We start from the raw sequence: 14,538 nt of genomic DNA on the forward strand, positions 1-14,538 counted from the left end.
TTCAGCACAGGTGGGCGAACCAGCGGCCGGACCTGCTCCAGCATCCGGTGCGGGTGAACCCGGCGTCCCTGGCGAGATCCGGCATATCGGCCGCGGAGACCGTGGCCCACGTGAACCACTCCCCGGCGGCCCCTCCCCGGCGGAGCCGTACCCGGTCCACGCGGCTCGCCGTCTGCGGCGGGAGCACTTCGGTGATCACCGTGCCACCGGATCTCACCAGCTCGCGTGCCCGCCGCAGCAGGGCCTCCGGGTCGCCGCCGATCCCGATGTTGCCGTCGGCGAGCGCCGCGGCGGCCAGCCCCGCGGACTCCTCCGGAGTGAACGGAGGGGTCAGCCTGGTCTTCACCTTCCCCGGCACGGGCTCCTTCGCGATCACCAGCACCTGCCCGGCCGTTGCTCCTCGCCAGCTCATGCCGTACCACCTCGTTGAGCCGGGATCCGGCATATGGAGCCCATCCGGTGCGCGCCGGTGACCCCACCCATCCGGCCGGCCCTCATGCCGCTCCGTCCTGTTCGGCCATGACGCGGCGCACCTATTATCGCGCGCAGCGTTCCACGCACCGTGCCCGTCACCCTGGAGCGGCCCGCGCGCGGAAGGTAGTCGACCTCGGCCTCGCCGATGCGCCATCCCGCGGCGGACGCGCGCAGCACCATCTCCAGCGGATAGCCGAACCGCCGGTCCGTCATGCCGAGCGCCAGCAGGCTCTCGCGCCCGGCCGCCCGCATCGGCCCGGTGCTGGCGCTGGACGTCAGCGGGGTCACCCGAGGCGAGGTGGAGCGTATCTGGGTGCCCTACGCCCTGTGGATCGGCCTGGCCGCGAGCATGGCCCCCGGGCGGCGCTGGTTAGCCGTCCAGGCGATCACAGGGCTGCTGCTCCAGTCACTGGTGCTGTCCCCATGGTGAACCCCGGCTCGCCGGCCGCCCGCTCGGGGCCGGCGACGAGGCGATACTCACCTTTCTCGGGTACACGATCATTGATAGGCTGGCCGCAGGTGAGCCGGGAAGTCTGGTCGGCGGTTCCATTGCCGACCCTGGAAGGCCGCTATGCGCGCTCGCGATCTGCTCACCGATTTCCCCACCGTGACGCTCGACACCCCTGTGGTCGAGGCGGCACGCCTGCTCGCAGACCAGGATCTGCCCGGCCTGATCGTGGTCGACGGCGACGGCCTGCCTTCGACCATCCTGGCGGGCACACAGGTGCTGAGGCTGGCCGTGCCCGGCTACTGCCAGGACGATCCGGCGCTGGCACGTGTCGTGGACGAGGCGCACGCCGACACCTTCCTGCGCTCGATGGCCGGGCGCACCGTACGCGAGGCGCTGCCCCGTGAGGTGCGCGAACTGCCGATCATCGACCCGGACGCCACGTTACTGGAGATCGCCGCGCTGATGGCACGCACCCACAGCCCGTTGGTGGCGGTGGTCGGCGAGCACGGGTTAGCGGGCGCGATCACGCTGAAGAGGCTGATGGAGCGGGCACTGAACTCGTGACCGTTCTCGCCTGGCTGTCGGTGGCGGTGTTCCTCGGCGCGTACGCGCTGATCGCCACCGAGCGTATCCATCGGGTAGCGGCGGCGCTCGGCGGGGCGGGGATCATGTTGCTGATCCACGCCACCGGTTCGGGGGCCGCGTTCTTCTCCGAGCACACCGGGATCGACTGGAACGTCATCTTCCTGCTGCTCGGCATGATGGTGATCGTCGGTGTCCTCAAGCAGACCGGTGTGTTCGAGTTCCTGGCCATCTGGGCGGCCAAACGCGCCAGAGGCAGGCCGTACCGGCTGATGGTGCTGCTGGTCGTCATCACCGCCTGCGCGTCGGCGCTGCTGGACAACGTCACCACCGTGCTGCTGATCGCGCCGGTGACGTTCCTGGTGTGCGAACGGCTGGCGCTGCCGGTCGTGCCCTTTCTCATCGCCGAGGCGATGGCCTCCAACATTGGCGGCACCGCAACCCTGGTCGGCGACCCGCCGAACATCATCATCGCCAGCCGCGGCGGCCTGAGCTTCAACGACTTCCTGGTCCACATGGCGCCCATGGTGCTGGTGCTGACGGTCGTGTTCATCGGGCTGTGCCGGGTGATGTTCCGCAGGTCCTTCGTCTACGATCCCGCGCGCGCTGCTGAGGTCATGCAGCTCAACGAGCGCGAGGCGATCGCCGACCGGCTGCTGCTGTGGCAGAGTCTGGCCGTGCTGGCCCTGGTGATGGCCGCCTTCGTGCTCCACCCGGTGCTGCACTACGAGCCGTCGGTGGTGGCCATCCTGGGCGCGGGGATCCTGGTGGCCGCCACCAAGGTCACCACCGAGCAGGCGATCGCCGAGGTCGAATGGCCGACCCTCGTCTTCTTCGCAGGGCTGTTCGTCATGGTCGGAGCCCTGGTGGAGACCGGTGTCATCGGCCAGATCTCCCAGTTCGCGGTGAACGCGACCTCGGGACAGCTCGGGCTGACCACCATGGTGCTGCTGGGGGCCTCCGCAGCGCTGTCGGGCATCGTGGACAACATCCCCTACGTGGCGACCATGAGCCCCATCGTGGCCGACCTCGTGCAGGCCAACGGCGGCAACGGCCCGGGACAGGTGCTGTGGTGGGCGCTGGCCTTCGGTGCCGATCTGGGCGGCAACGCCACCGCGGTAGGCGCCGCGGCCAACGTGGTGGTCATCGGCATCGCCGCGCGCAACCGCACGCCGATCAGCTTCTGGGAGTTCACCAAGTACGGCCTCATCGTCACCGTCGTGAACGTCGCGCTGGTCGCGCCATATCTGTGGCTGCGCTACCTGATGTAGCCATCACCGCGAAATCGGCCGTGCGGTCGAGCTTGCTTCGTGAGGTCGCCGTGGTGAGTCATCCCAGTGGCGCCAGGGCGAACTCCCGCATCCCCTCGGCGAATCCGATCGCGGCCTGGAACCCCAGCACCCGCGCGGCGCGGTGAGGAGACGCGACGATGTGCCGCACATCGCCCAAGCGATACTCCCCGGTGGTGACCGGGCCGGGACCGCCGTGCTCGGAGGCGAGCGCGGCGGCCATCTCCCCGATCGTGTGCGGCTGACCGCTGGCCACATTGCAGGCCACCAGCTCTCCCGCGGGAACGCGCGTTCCGTCGACCCCGAGCCCTACCTTGGCCGCCTGGTGGCGACCACGTCCACGCCGCCGAGCGCCCTCTCGATGAAGAGGGGGCCACGCAGGTCGCCGGTGACCTCCCGCACGGCGGCGTCGGGGGCCTGCTCGCGCAGGTCGAGACCGGTCACCTCGTGCCCGGCGGCGTGCAGTGCCTTGACCACATGACTTCCGACGAAACCGGCGGCGCCGGTGACCAGTGCCTTCACGCTGCCGAGGCTAGCCAGGGCCGCTCCGCTGTGGCCCACGGCGCCGCGAGATGTTCGCGGGACGTAAGAACTCGTGGCCTCTCCGGCCGGCGCTGGGGAAGGCCCCAGGCGTCAGTCCTCACGGCACCGGAGCAGCAGCATCGCCGCGTCGTCGTGCAGCGGCGCGTCGACATGGGCGACCAGGTCGAGCCGGAGTGCTTCGAGGGCCGCCTCGGGATCGTCGTCCTTCAGCAGGAAGGCGCGGTCGGTGAGCGGGTAGAAACGGCCCGCGCGGTCACGCGCCTCGATCACCCCGTCGGTGTACAGCAGGATCTGGTCGCCGGGGCCGAACGCGACCTGGTGCGGGTTGGGGCCCTCCACCTGGAGGACGGCGAGGCCGAGCGGCGGCGCGGTGTCCGCTGGCTCCGCCATCGTGATCTTGCCGTCGGCGTGGAGGATCAGCGGCGGCGGATGGCCGTAGTTGAGCAAGGTGAGCTTGCCGCCGGGGTCGGCGTCGACCAGGATCGCCGTGACGAACTCCTCGCCGGACAGCCGCCGGTTGAGGGCCTTCTCCAGCCGCCCGCTGACGGCGCGCAGGTCGGGCTCGTCGTGGGCCGCCTCGCGGAACGCGCCGAGGACCAGTGCCGCCGTCTCGACCGCCTCCAGCCCCTTGCCCTGGACGTCGCCGACGATCGCGCGGACCCCGTTCGGACCCGTGACGACCTCGTACAGGTCGCCGCCGATGCGCGCCTCGGCGTTCGCCGAGGTGTACGAGACGGCCGCCCGGAGATGGCCGGCCCGCCGGGGGACCGGCCGGAGCAGCACCCGCTGCGCCACCTCGGCCACGGACCGCACGCTGGCCAGCTCACGCTCGCGCCGCTGCCGCCCGGCGGTGGCGAGGATGCTCGCCGCCGTGACCCCGGTGATCGAGACCAGGCTCATGTTGCTCTGCCGGTCGCCGAGGACGTCGTTGTACAGGGCCAGCAGCAGTGACAGGACCAGCGCGATGACGCCGATCAGCACAGTGCGGCGCACGCCGCCCACCAGGCTGGCGAACGCCGGGCCGACGGCCAGCAGGGGGAGGTAGCCAAGGTCGGGGCCGGTCACGACGTCCACGGCGGTCACGACGCCCAGCGAAGCGACGGGCAGCGACGCGATGAGCCACTGCGTTCTGCGACTGACCGGGGTCATAGGCACTCCGCAGCAGTGACGGTGGGTGCGCCACCTGGCTCGCTCGCCACAGGATGCCTCCGCGGAATGGGTCTATTTCGGTGGTATGCCGACCAGACTTCCCGGTGCTCCGCGGCCACTGTAACAAGGCGGAGAATCCACGAACAGCGCCGCGACCTTACGCGCCGGTCACAGCTATGAGCGGGACGACCACGGGGATCGGCGGTCGGAACGTGTCGTCGACTCGGGGGATCTCGCCGAGGACGGCACGCATGCGCGACCCGTTCATCACAAAAACCACCGACGACCGCGAAAGGGGATAATTTCGACCAGTCCCCACCTACGCGAGTAAGCACCTCGACGACCTCACAGCACGAACGAACTGGACGCTCTCAGCGCCTGAAAGCCGGACCGAGCCTGCCCGAGCACGATTCGAGCCGGGAGGTCTCTGAAGGCCTCATGAATCGAACCTTACTCTGGGATGGGCCAACTGGGACGGATTCGATATAGGTCTTCGACTTTCCCGCTCGTGGCCTCGCCGGTAAAACCCATAATTATCCAAAAAGGCGAAATATTGTGATTAGGCGGGTGATTAAGGCGGCGTAGGGTCGGATCACATCTCGGACCGCTGACGGGCGACCTGCTTGAGCTGGAGCTCGTCGAGAAGGTTCTGGGTCGCCGCGGCGATGACGTCCACGGCCCGTTCGAAGGCCTCCGCGTTGCGCGCGGACGGGGACCGAAACCCCGAGATCTTGCGCACATACTGGAGCGCGGCGGCCCGTACGTCGTCGTCGGTGACGTCGCTGGTGTAGGGCTCACGAAGGGTCTTGATACTCCGGCACATGACAGGACGGTACGTCATGCCGCCGGGACGCGTGCGCCCGTGGCGGCGGAGCCAGGGGTGACCCCAGCCGGCACGGGTTGATCGAGCGATGGACGGGTGGCCGCGCGCCCGCGCGGGGCGGGCGCGTGACCACCCTCGGCCAGGTCAGGCGGCAGGACGTCCGTGGACGTCGGCGCCGGTGGGCCGGGCCGCGACGCGCGAGGCGAGCGGCGCCCGGGCGTCGGGACCGGGCAGGTCACGGCTGAACGCGTAGACCACGGCCGCCGTCGCGATGGCCCCGGTGTTCAGCGCCAGCGCCTTGTCGTTGATGTTGGCGAGCGTGTCGCAGGCCTGGTGGTAGCAGGAGTCGTAGGCCTTCCCCGCGGTGCCGCCGAAGAGCGCCTGCTCCGCGGGGGTCTTGATGCCCTCGGCGCCGGTGAACAGGCCACCTGCGGGAATCCCCGCGGCGATGAACGGGCCGTAGTCGGAGCGGCCGTCGAAGTCGGTGCCCACGTGGCCCTGGCGCAGGGTGTCGAAGTACTTCTCGAAGAGCTTCTCGATCTCGTCGGATCCGGCCGGGCCGGCGGGCGCGCCCGTGGCGTCGGAGTCGTCACCGTCGTAGATCTTCAGCGCGTAGTTCGGCGAGGCGACCATGTCGAAGTTGAGGTAGAGCTTCGTCCTGGCCTGCTCCTCGGCCGACAGGGTGGCCACGTAGTGCTCGGAGCCGAGCAGGCCGAGCTCCTCGCCGCTCCAGAAGGAGAAGCGCAGCTTGTTCCTCGTCGGGATCTTCGCGAGCTTGGTCGCGACCTCGAGGATCGCGGCGGTGCCCGAGCCGTTGTCGTTGATGCCGGGCCCGGCCGGGACGCTGTCGAGGTGGGCGCCCAGCTGGACCACCTTGCTCGCGTCGCCCCACTTGGAGTCGGCGACGACGTTCTGGGTGGTGCGGACCTCGCTGGTGGTGTCGGTCCTCAGCCGTACGACCGTGCCGGCCGGGCTGGACAGCTCCTCCCCTACGGCGAAGCTGGCGCCGACCACCGGGATCTTGACGGTGGGGGCGCCAAGGGTGCCCTGCAGCGTATCGGTGCGGCCTGCCTGGCCCTCGTTGAAGATGATCGCCCCGGCCGCGCCCGCGGCCTGCGCGTTCTCCGCCTTCACCTGGAAGTTGCAGGTGCCGCGCTGCAGAAGGGCGATGTTCCCCGGCGTGAACCCGGCGAAGTCGCTCGCCTCGCAGCCGGAGGTCGAGCTCGGCGCCGGGGCCGGCGGCAGGGTCAGGTCGACGTTCTGCAGGGGCGCGGTGACGTCGCCCGAGCCGGAGTAGGTCATGGTGGCGAACTCGCCCACCGCGCTTCCGTCGGCCGGGGTCGGGGCGTAGACCTTCGGGTCTGGGGAGATCTGCTGCAGCAGGGCGGTGGCGTTCTGCTGGAAGTACGGGAACTCGAAGGGCTGGATGGTCACCTTGTAGCCGGCCTTCTTGAGCCGGTCGGCCACGTAGTCACGGGAGGCGGCGAAGCCGGGCGTCCCGGCCGCCCGCGTGCCGCCGTTGGCGTCCGCGATCTGCTGCAACTTCTGCAGGTGCTGCTTCACCCCTGGCGCCGTGATCGTACGGGCCAGCTGGGCGGGGTCGGGATCGGCGCCGGCCGGTGTGGCCGCGACCAGGGGGAGTATCAGGGCGGTGGTCGCGGTGGCGATGCCCGCCCTCGTACGGAGGGTGAAGCGCATTCAGCTTCTCCTTCGGATCCAATGGATGAGTCCCCGAATTGCTGCTGACCGCTGAACGTAGTCGGACTTGACCAATTCGTGAAGGGGTGAGGCGTCTTACGACGATATTTCGTGAAAAACCGCCAAATGATCGTTCGGCCGTGCGGAATGCCGCCGGGCCACAGCCTCGTCATGCCGTGCCCACACCGGGCAAAGTCCCAGCCAAGCGGCGTTACCGGGCATGTGGGGGAGGGGATGGGCCATACGTTCCTGACTCCACGGAGGCCGCTATGGCACAGAAGACTACCGTTGTCCCGGATGGTAAATCACCAGGTCAGACGGGTAAGGCCCGGCGTACCGCCGCGTCGGACGGCACAGGGGCCACCAAGGCCGGCAAGACGCAGCGGTCCGCCTCGAACGGCTCGCCACGTGGTCAGGCGGCGAAGGCCAGGGCCGCCGCCACCGGGAGCGCGGCCACCGCCTCGGTGTCCACCGCGCGGAGCAAGGCCTCGGAGGCCACCACGCGGAGCAGGAGCGAGAAGCAGCCGGCCGAGGGCAAGCCCGAGAAGGCGCGCAAGCCCTCCGCCGCCAGGGCCGAGAAGGCGCGGCAGACCTCCGCGGCCGAGGGCGAGAAGGCGCGGCGGTCCACCCCGTCGGCGCGTGCCGCGATCGCGCGGGCCGAGGCGCGGAAGCCGTCGGTCACCCTGCCGGTGGTCGGCAGGGTGACGCTGCCGCCGCCGAACCGGCTCGCCTTCTACGCGGCGCTGGGCGTGCTCACGGCCCTGGAGATCATCGAGTGGCCCATCGCGCTGGTCATCGGGGTCGGCCACTTCCTGGCCGAACAGCACGTCTCCCGCGCGCTCCAGGGAGTCGGGCAGGCCGCGGAGGCGGTGTAGCCACTGCGTGAAGGGGATCCTGGAACTCCGTTTGCCGGGTGCTCCCACTGCGCCGTTCGCCGGTGGGTAGGGGTTGGAAACGTGATCGCAGCGACCGGAGGGCGGCGCATGGGGAGATCGGCCATCTGCCGGTACATCGTGGCCGGTGCTCTCGCCGGAGCGGCGGGGACCACGGCCCTCTACGTGGTGACCTACCTCGACCAGGCGGTACGCGGCCGGCCGTCCAGCGGCCTGCCCGCCCAGACCGCCGGGAAGCTCGCGGGGATGGCCGGGCTCGACGTCGGGGAGGGAGAGCAGGCCGAGAGCCGCAAGGAGGGGATCGGCGCGCTGCTCGGGCTCGCGACGGGTGTGGGGCTGGGCGCGGCCTACGGTGTGCTCCGCGTTCCGGTTCGCGAGGTGTCCGTGCCGGTGGCGGGCGTCAGCGTCGCGCTCGCGGCGACCGTGGTGGCCAACGCGCCGATGACGGCACTCGGCCTGACCGACCCGCGTACGTGGGGTACGGCAGGCTGGCTTTCCGACCTGATCCCCCACCTGATCTACGGCCTGGTCACCGTGTACGCCTTCGAGATGATGGCCGGTCCGGGTGAGCCCCGGAAGAGCGGAACGGCCTGACCGCACCGCGCCGCTCGGCAGATCTCGTGCGCGGCCCCCGAGGAAGGGGGCCGCGCACGACGCCGTCCGCGACGACGGCGGTTACTTGGTGCCGTCGGCCAGGTCGACCAGCGCGGTGGCGGTACGGAAGTACTTGTTGCGCCCCATATCGCCAACCGTGTTGATTCTGAAGGCCTCCTTGAGGAGCTTCGCGTCGCCTTCGCTGACCCCGGCCAGCGCGGACACGGGGGCCTTGACAAGGTCCGCGAGGCTCTTGTTCTCGTACTCTTTATCGAGCAGTTTGGACAAATCCGCAATAATTGCCATATATCCCCCAGTGATTGTGCCGCCCGGCTGGAGTGCCGGGCACTGGAGACCTTCCCTGCCGAAATGCATCACACGGACATCTGCCGACAAGAGCGGGTAAAGACCGCTGGGGTACGGCCGCGCGGCCGTACCCCAGCAGGTGGGCGTGCGTCAGGGAGCGGTGCAGGTGTAGGCGGACGGCAGTTGGGTGTTGCCGTCCGGGCGGCTCGCCTGGAAGCCGAAACTGGTGGAGGCGCTGGGCGCCAGCGACCCGTTGTGTGCGGCGTTCCGCGCGGTCACCGTCTGCCCGCTGGTGGTGAACGTCGCGTTCCAGGATCCGGTGATCGTGTGCCCGGCCGGGAGGGTGAAGGTCACCGTCCAGCCGTTGATGGCGGCGGGGCCGGTGTTGGTGACGGTTACCGGCTGGATGACGTAGCCGTTGCCCCACTGGGTCTGGGTGGTCGCGACGACCCCGCACCCGGTGGTGCCCCCGCCGCCTCCGCCGCTCGTCGTGGTGAACGTGACCAGGCCGGAGTTGCCGGAGAGGTTGCCCGCGCCGTCGCGGGCGCGTACGTACACCTGGTACTGCGTGCTGGGGGAGAGGCCGGTCAGCGTGATCGAGTTGGTGGCCGGCTGGCCGAGTTGCGGGTCGGTGGCGCCCTGCTCGCGGTAGACGTTGTACCCGGCCAGGCCGGATCCGCCGGAGTCGGTGGAGGCCGTCCACGACAGGGTGGCCCCGGTGGAGGTGATTCCTGACGCCACCGGGGTGCCGGGGGTGGTGGGCGGTGTGGTGTCGGGGGTGCCGCCGCCGGTGTAGACGGCCGCCTGCCTGGAGGTCTGCGCGATGCCGTTGGCGCCGTTGAAGATCCGCGTGCCCCACGACGTGAGGCTGCTCGCGCTGAAGTTGTTCACCATGTCGAGATAGGCCACGTCGCTGCTGTTGCCGCTCCACGACCAGCCGATGTAGCCGACGCCGCGCGTCTGCGCCTGCGCCATGATCGTGTCCTCGTCCGGGTTGCCGTCGGAGTGGTTGAACCCGAACTCGCCGATGACCAGCGGGAGCCCGGCCGTCTGGAAGGTGTCCAGGTAGCTGTTGATCTCCGCCGCCGTGTCGAAGACGCCGTACATGTGGATCGAGAACACGGTGTTGTGCTGCGGGTCGGCGTTGAACACGCTCGCCGCGGTGTTCCGCATGGTGAAGGACCAGTCCTGTCCCCAGTTGGGCGCGTCGACCATGAGCAGGTGCTGGAACCCGGCGTTGCGCATCCGGGTGATCGCGCTGGTGGTGGCCTGGGTCCAGTTGGGGGTGACGCTGTTGTTGCCGAACGGCTCGTTGCCGATGTTGATGACGACGTAGTTCTCCTGGCCCGTCAGCGCGCTCTGGACGCTGATCCAGTAGTTGACCGCCGCGTCCAGGGTGACGGCGCCGCTCTGCTCGCCGTAGCCGGTGGTGTCGTGGTTCTCCAGCACGCAGATCAACCGGTTCGCCTTGCACTGCGCGACCACGTTGGCCACGTCGGCGGCGCTGTTGGCCGTCCACCGCCCGCCGCTCAGCACCACGCGCACCGTGTTGGCGCCGAGGGACTTGATGCCGGCCAGGGAGGACGTGGTCTGGCTCGGGTACCAGGCGTGCGGGTGGCTCACTCCCCGCATGACGAAGGCGCTGCCGCCGGACTCGACGATCTTCGTACCGCTCACGCGGAGTCCCACCGCCGCCTGCGCGGGCTGCACGGCGACGAGCATCGAGATCAGGAGCGCGAGCAGTGAGAGCACCGCCGCCTCGGCCATCCGTAGTCGCTTTCTCATGGGTCACCTTTCTCAGGGGGCATTAACCGGTTAAGTAATGTGGCGAGCGCCGGGGAACCGTCGGTTTGCGGGAGCGCGCCCATCGTCCGCGCATTCCACGGACATGTACAGCGCGTGCCTTGGGCGCGGGCGGGCCGTACGAGCGGGGGCGGCACGACGCGGGGCCGGCCGGCGCTCACGACATCGGAAGACGCGGCCGTCCCGGCGCGGGCGGAGCATCACAGGGCCGGTCGGGCGTGGTGAATCCGCTGAAACTTTCAGGTGCCCGCGTGGGGCTCACCAGCGGTGGTGCTGGCGGGGGGATCACCGGCCGAGGTGCCCGCGTGGGGTCACCGGCGGTGGTGCTGGCGTGGGGGTCGGCGGCCGAGGTGCTCGCGTGGGGGGGTCGGCGGCGCGGCGCCTCGCGGATGCCTTAGGACGCCTTCGGGGCGTTCAGAGGCGCATCTCCAGCAACTGCCCCGGCCAGTCGCCGACCGTGAACGTCTCGGACCTGGTGAAACCCTGGCTCTCGTAGTACTTGACCAGGCGGCCGTCACCGCCCGCGTAGCAGTCGACCCGCAGCAGCGACACGCCGAGCTCGACGGCCTCCTGCCGGGCACGCCGCAGCAGGGCGGTGCCCACCGCGCGCCCGGCGAACGCCCGGTCGATCACGAGCGCCTGCACGTACAGCTCGGGCTCGGGGGCCGGGGCGATGTAGGACATCGGCGTCCCGAGCACCATGCACCCGGCGGCCCGGCCGTCGACCTCGGCGACGCGCATGCCACCGGCGGCGGCATGGGAGGTGACCAGCTCGACGCGGGCGGGATCGGCCGAGAAGGGGCTCGCACCCCACTGCCCGGTGCGGCCCGCCGCGGCCAGCCACGCCACCGCGCTGTCGTACATCGCCAGAACCGCGGGGACATCTTCGGCGCGACCGATACGGATCCTCACGCCACGGATCCTAAGGGCAGCCCGCCCAGCGGGGGACGCATACGGCACTCCGCCCGCGGCATGCGGGACTCCGCCCGCCCCCGGCATGCGGACTCCGCCCTGTCCCGGCGGGTGGGACTCCGCGGGGCTTCTATGACACGGGAAGCTCCATGTCATAGAAGCCCCGCCTTCTCGAACGGCCGAGCCCAGGACGGAGCTCAGTCGAGCAGGGCCGTGACCTTGCCGGCGCCCACGGTCAGCCCGCCCTCGCGGATCGCGAAGCCGAGCCCCGTCTCCAGGGCGACCGGCTTGCCCAGCTCGACCGTCACCTCGACCGTCTCGCCCGGCAGCGCCATCTCCTCCGCACGCAGGTCCACCCGTCCAGGGACGTCGGTGGTCCGAAGGTAGAACTGCGGCCGGTAGCCGGTCGCGACGGCCGTGCTCCTGCCGCCCTCCTCCTCGGTGAGCAGGTAGACGCGGGCGGTGAACCGCCGGTGCGCCGTCTGGCGGCCGGGGGCCGCCAGCACCTGGCCCCGCCGCACCTGCTCGCGGCGGACGCCACGCAGCAGCAGCGCGGCGTTGTCGCCCGCCTCGCCCCGCTCCATCGTCTTGCCGAAGGTCTCGACCCCGGTGACCACCGCGGTGAACCCCTCGCCCAGGCCCACGACCTGCACGGTGTCGCCGACCGCGACCGAGCCGCGCTCGATCGCCCCGGTGACCACGGTGCCGCGCCCGGTGACGGTGAGGACGTTCTCGACCGGCATCAGGAACGGCGCGTCGACGTAGCGCACCGGCACCGGGATGTGGTCGTCGACCGCCTGGAGCAGGGACTCGACCGACGCCACCCATTCGGGGTCGCCTTCGAGGGCCCGGAGCCCGGAGACCCTGACCACGGGCACGTCGTCGTAGCCGTGCTCGGCCAGGAGCTCCCGCAGCTCCAGCTCGACCAGGTCGGCCAGCTCGGGGTCGGCGCCGTCGGCCTTGTTGAGGGCGACGACGAGGTGCTCCACCCCGACCCGGCGCGCGAGCAGGGCGTGCTCGCGCGTCTGCGGCATGATGCCGTCGACCGCGGACACCACCAGGATCGCCCCGTCGAGCTGCGCCGCCCCCGTGATCATGTTCTTCACGTAGTCGGCGTGCCCGGGCATGTCCACGTGGGCGTAGTGGCGCGAGGCCGTCTCGTACTCGACGTGGGAGATGTTGATGGTGATCCACCTGGCGGCCTCCTCCGGGGTGCGGTCGATGCGGCTGAACGGCACGTACGTCGCGCCGCCCCGGTCGCTGAGCACCTTGGTGATCGCCGCGGTGAGCGTGGTCTTGCCGTGGTCGACGTGCCCCATCGTGCCGATGTTGAGGTGCGGCTTGCTGCGCACGTAAGCCTGCTTGGCCATGTTCCTTTCCTTTGACGCCTTGACGGGCAGTGACCCGCGAGCTCAGCCGACCCTTCCCCGCGGGGTCACTCAGGACGTCCGGGAAAGGGTCAGCGCTCCGCGCCGTCGAGCCGCTGTGCGGCAGGCGTCAGGGCACGCGCCCGCACGCCCGCGCTGGCGGGCGTCGAGAACAAGGCGTGCCGGAACATGTCCCCCATGCTCGGGTACGGCTCCGCCCGCTCGCAACGGGTTTTCCCAGCGCTGAGATCCTTCGACTTTTCACGGCGTATGAGACGATTCATAGCGTCATGCACGCCAATGTGCCCTTACGGCTCGCGCGGTCGGCGGTCTTCGCGGTCGTGTGCGTAACGCTCGCCGCCGCGGCGCACTGGTTCGCGGGCGGGGCCGGGCCCGCGCCGCAGGTGCTGCTGTCCGGCGGGCTGGCGGTCATGACGATCACGACGGCGCTGGCAGGGCGCGAACGCTCGCCCGCCACCGTGACCGGGCTCCTTCTCGCCGCTCAGGTCTTCATGCACCAGTTCCTCGGCCCGAGGAGCCCCCAGGGCCTGCCCTCCGTGCCGGGCCCGCATCACGATCACGGGACGGCCGTACTGCCGCAGGGGCACGGCCTGGGCGTGAACGCCGGCATGCTCCTCGCCCACCTCACCGCCACGCTGCTCACCGGATGGTGGCTGTCCCGTGGTGAGGCGGCCCTGTGGTCGGTCCTGCGCGGCGTCGGCGCGTACGCGGTGCGGCGCCTGGCCGTGCTCATGTGGCGGGACGCGACCCCGGCCCCCGGCGTGCCGCGGAGACGGGCGGAGGCCGCCGTCTCGCCGCCCGGTCGCGAGCGGGTGCTGCGACACGCGGTCGTCAGGCGCGGGCCCCCGGCTCTCGCGGTTCCCTGAGTCCGCGCGCGCATGCGGCCACCTGGTGGGCCCGCGCGCTTCCCGCGTACGGACAGGCGCATCCCGCGGGCCGCGCCTTCCGCGTGTCACCTTGGAGTTCCCAGTGAGATTCCCTGTCATCCGAGCGCTGCTGGCGCTCTGCCTGTCCGGTGTGTTCCTCGGACTGGCCGCCCCGCCCGCCCTGGCGCACGACAGCCTGAAGAGCAGTTCACCGGCGAAGGACTCGACCGTCTCGCGGCTCGACCAGATCGAGCTGGAGTTCAGCGCGCGCGTCAGCTTCCCTGTGGTGGTCCTGCACGACGCCGCCGGACGGCGCTTCGAGTCCGGGCCTCCGCGTACCGACGGCCCGAAGGTGTACGAGAGCGTCGCCGGCCCGCTGCCGCCCGGCGGCTACGTCATCGCCTGGCGCATCGTCTCCTCCGACGGCCACCCCGTGGAGGGAGAGATCCCGTTCACCGTGGAGGGCTCGCAGGCGGGAGCGGCCGCGCCTTCGGCAACGGCGCGGCCGACCGGGGCGGCGGGCACCGCACCGGCAACGGCGCCCGACGGCACGGCGTCGCAGTCCGGTGTGCCCGTATGGGTCTGGGCGGGCCTCGGGCTGCTCGTGGTCATCGGGGCGGCGCTCCTCCTCACCGGCCGCAGGACGCCCCGAACGGATGAGGAGACACCGGCGAAGCAGCCCGACCCGGACCCCACCCCCGAGCCGGACCGCGAGGGAGACTCGTGACGACGTCCTGCTGACCTGTTGGCGGTACTCGCCGATGAAC

Annotated in this window: 18 protein-coding genes; 7 read left to right on the forward strand and 11 right to left on the reverse strand. The window is 70.7% G+C overall.

The annotated features are described in order from the left end of the window. Position 1: 1 nt before the first annotated feature. A complete protein-coding gene (locus OG589_RS37095) occupies positions 2 to 412 on the reverse strand; it encodes a hypothetical protein (protein WP_405143028.1) in 411 nt (136 codons plus the stop codon). After that, the gene (locus tag OG589_RS37100; RefSeq protein ID WP_405143029.1) at positions 409 to 762 is read right to left on the reverse strand and encodes a hypothetical protein; all 354 of its coding nucleotides are present in this window, start codon (positions 760 to 762) and stop codon (positions 409 to 411) included. Before OG589_RS37100 ends, OG589_RS37095 begins: the two co-directional genes overlap by 4 nt. A 10-nt stretch (positions 763 to 772) precedes the next feature. Between OG589_RS37100 and OG589_RS37105 the strand changes: the two genes are divergently transcribed. From OG589_RS37105 to OG589_RS37115, 3 genes are all read left to right on the forward strand, one after another. Further along, on the forward strand, positions 773 to 904 hold the full coding sequence (locus OG589_RS37105; protein ID WP_405143030.1) for a hypothetical protein: 132 nt from the start codon (positions 773 to 775) through the stop codon (positions 902 to 904). 141 nt (positions 905 to 1,045) lie between these two features. After that, a complete protein-coding gene (locus OG589_RS37110; protein WP_405143031.1) occupies positions 1,046 to 1,489 on the forward strand; it encodes a CBS domain-containing protein in 444 nt (147 codons plus the stop codon). Then, complete coding sequence (locus tag OG589_RS37115) at positions 1,486 to 2,778, forward strand: ArsB/NhaD family transporter (RefSeq protein ID WP_405143033.1); 1,293 nt, start codon at positions 1,486 to 1,488, stop codon at positions 2,776 to 2,778. Before OG589_RS37110 ends, OG589_RS37115 begins: the two co-directional genes overlap by 4 nt. Positions 2,779 to 2,836: 58 nt before the next feature. On the opposite strand, the gene OG589_RS37120 is transcribed toward OG589_RS37115, so the two are convergent. The 5 genes from OG589_RS37120 to OG589_RS37140 form a co-directional block, all read right to left on the reverse strand. Beyond that, the gene (locus tag OG589_RS37120) at positions 2,837 to 3,064 is read right to left on the reverse strand and encodes a hypothetical protein (RefSeq protein WP_405143035.1); all 228 of its coding nucleotides are present in this window, start codon (positions 3,062 to 3,064) and stop codon (positions 2,837 to 2,839) included. A gap of 41 nt (positions 3,065 to 3,105) precedes the next feature. Then, positions 3,106 to 3,318, reverse strand: a complete 213-nt coding sequence (locus OG589_RS37125; protein ID WP_405143037.1) for an NAD-dependent epimerase/dehydratase family protein — start codon at positions 3,316 to 3,318, stop codon at positions 3,106 to 3,108. Positions 3,319 to 3,429: 111 nt separating this feature from the next. Further along, positions 3,430 to 4,488 carry a PP2C family protein-serine/threonine phosphatase gene (locus OG589_RS37130; protein WP_405143039.1) on the reverse strand — a complete coding sequence of 353 codons (1,059 nt, stop codon included), beginning with the start codon at positions 4,486 to 4,488 and terminating at the stop codon, positions 3,430 to 3,432. 592 nt (positions 4,489 to 5,080) lie between these two features. After that, the gene (locus OG589_RS37135; protein ID WP_405143041.1) at positions 5,081 to 5,311 is read right to left on the reverse strand and encodes a DUF2277 domain-containing protein; all 231 of its coding nucleotides are present in this window, start codon (positions 5,309 to 5,311) and stop codon (positions 5,081 to 5,083) included. A gap of 144 nt (positions 5,312 to 5,455) precedes the next feature. Next, positions 5,456 to 7,009: a M28 family metallopeptidase gene (locus tag OG589_RS37140; protein WP_405143043.1), complete on the reverse strand. Its 1,554-nt coding sequence runs from the start codon at positions 7,007 to 7,009 to the stop codon at positions 5,456 to 5,458. Between the two features lie 269 nt (positions 7,010 to 7,278). On the opposite strand from OG589_RS37140, the gene OG589_RS37145 reads away from it, so the two are divergent. Next, positions 7,279 to 7,884: a hypothetical protein gene (locus tag OG589_RS37145; protein ID WP_405143045.1), complete on the forward strand. Its 606-nt coding sequence runs from the start codon at positions 7,279 to 7,281 to the stop codon at positions 7,882 to 7,884. Positions 7,885 to 7,965: 81 nt separating this feature from the next. Further along, positions 7,966 to 8,496, forward strand: coding sequence for a hypothetical protein (locus OG589_RS37150; protein WP_405143047.1), 531 nt, complete (start codon positions 7,966 to 7,968; stop codon positions 8,494 to 8,496). Between the two features lie 81 nt (positions 8,497 to 8,577). Here the strand turns inward: OG589_RS37150 and OG589_RS37155 are convergent, their stop codons facing one another. The 4 genes from OG589_RS37155 to tuf form a co-directional block, all read right to left on the reverse strand. Then, on the reverse strand, positions 8,578 to 8,784 hold the full coding sequence (locus OG589_RS37155) for a hypothetical protein (RefSeq protein WP_405143048.1): 207 nt from the start codon (positions 8,782 to 8,784) through the stop codon (positions 8,578 to 8,580). Positions 8,785 to 8,952: 168 nt separating this feature from the next. Then, positions 8,953 to 10,587: a cellulase family glycosylhydrolase gene (locus tag OG589_RS37160; RefSeq protein WP_405143050.1), complete on the reverse strand. Its 1,635-nt coding sequence runs from the start codon at positions 10,585 to 10,587 to the stop codon at positions 8,953 to 8,955. Positions 10,588 to 11,019: 432 nt separating this feature from the next. Then, complete coding sequence (locus tag OG589_RS37165) at positions 11,020 to 11,517, reverse strand: GNAT family N-acetyltransferase (RefSeq protein ID WP_405143051.1); 498 nt, start codon at positions 11,515 to 11,517, stop codon at positions 11,020 to 11,022. Between the two features lie 197 nt (positions 11,518 to 11,714). Further along, a complete protein-coding gene (gene tuf / locus OG589_RS37170) occupies positions 11,715 to 12,887 on the reverse strand; it encodes an elongation factor Tu (protein WP_405143053.1) in 1,173 nt (390 codons plus the stop codon). A 287-nt stretch (positions 12,888 to 13,174) separates the two neighbouring features. Here tuf and OG589_RS37175 point away from each other — a divergent pair, with 287 nt between their 5' ends. Together OG589_RS37175 and OG589_RS37180 are read left to right on the forward strand one after the other, a co-directional pair. Then, on the forward strand, positions 13,175 to 13,771 hold the full coding sequence (locus OG589_RS37175) for an MFS transporter (protein ID WP_405143054.1): 597 nt from the start codon (positions 13,175 to 13,177) through the stop codon (positions 13,769 to 13,771). A gap of 103 nt (positions 13,772 to 13,874) precedes the next feature. After that, positions 13,875 to 14,498 (forward strand): copper resistance protein CopC, encoded by a 624-nt coding sequence (locus tag OG589_RS37180; protein WP_405143056.1) that lies wholly within the window; start codon positions 13,875 to 13,877, stop codon positions 14,496 to 14,498. Positions 14,499 to 14,538 lie beyond the last annotated feature (40 nt).

The sequence above is a fragment of the Sphaerisporangium sp. NBC_01403 genome, assembly GCF_045040145.1.
Classification (GTDB): Bacteria; Actinomycetota; Actinomycetes; order Streptosporangiales; family Streptosporangiaceae; genus Sphaerisporangium; species Sphaerisporangium viridialbum.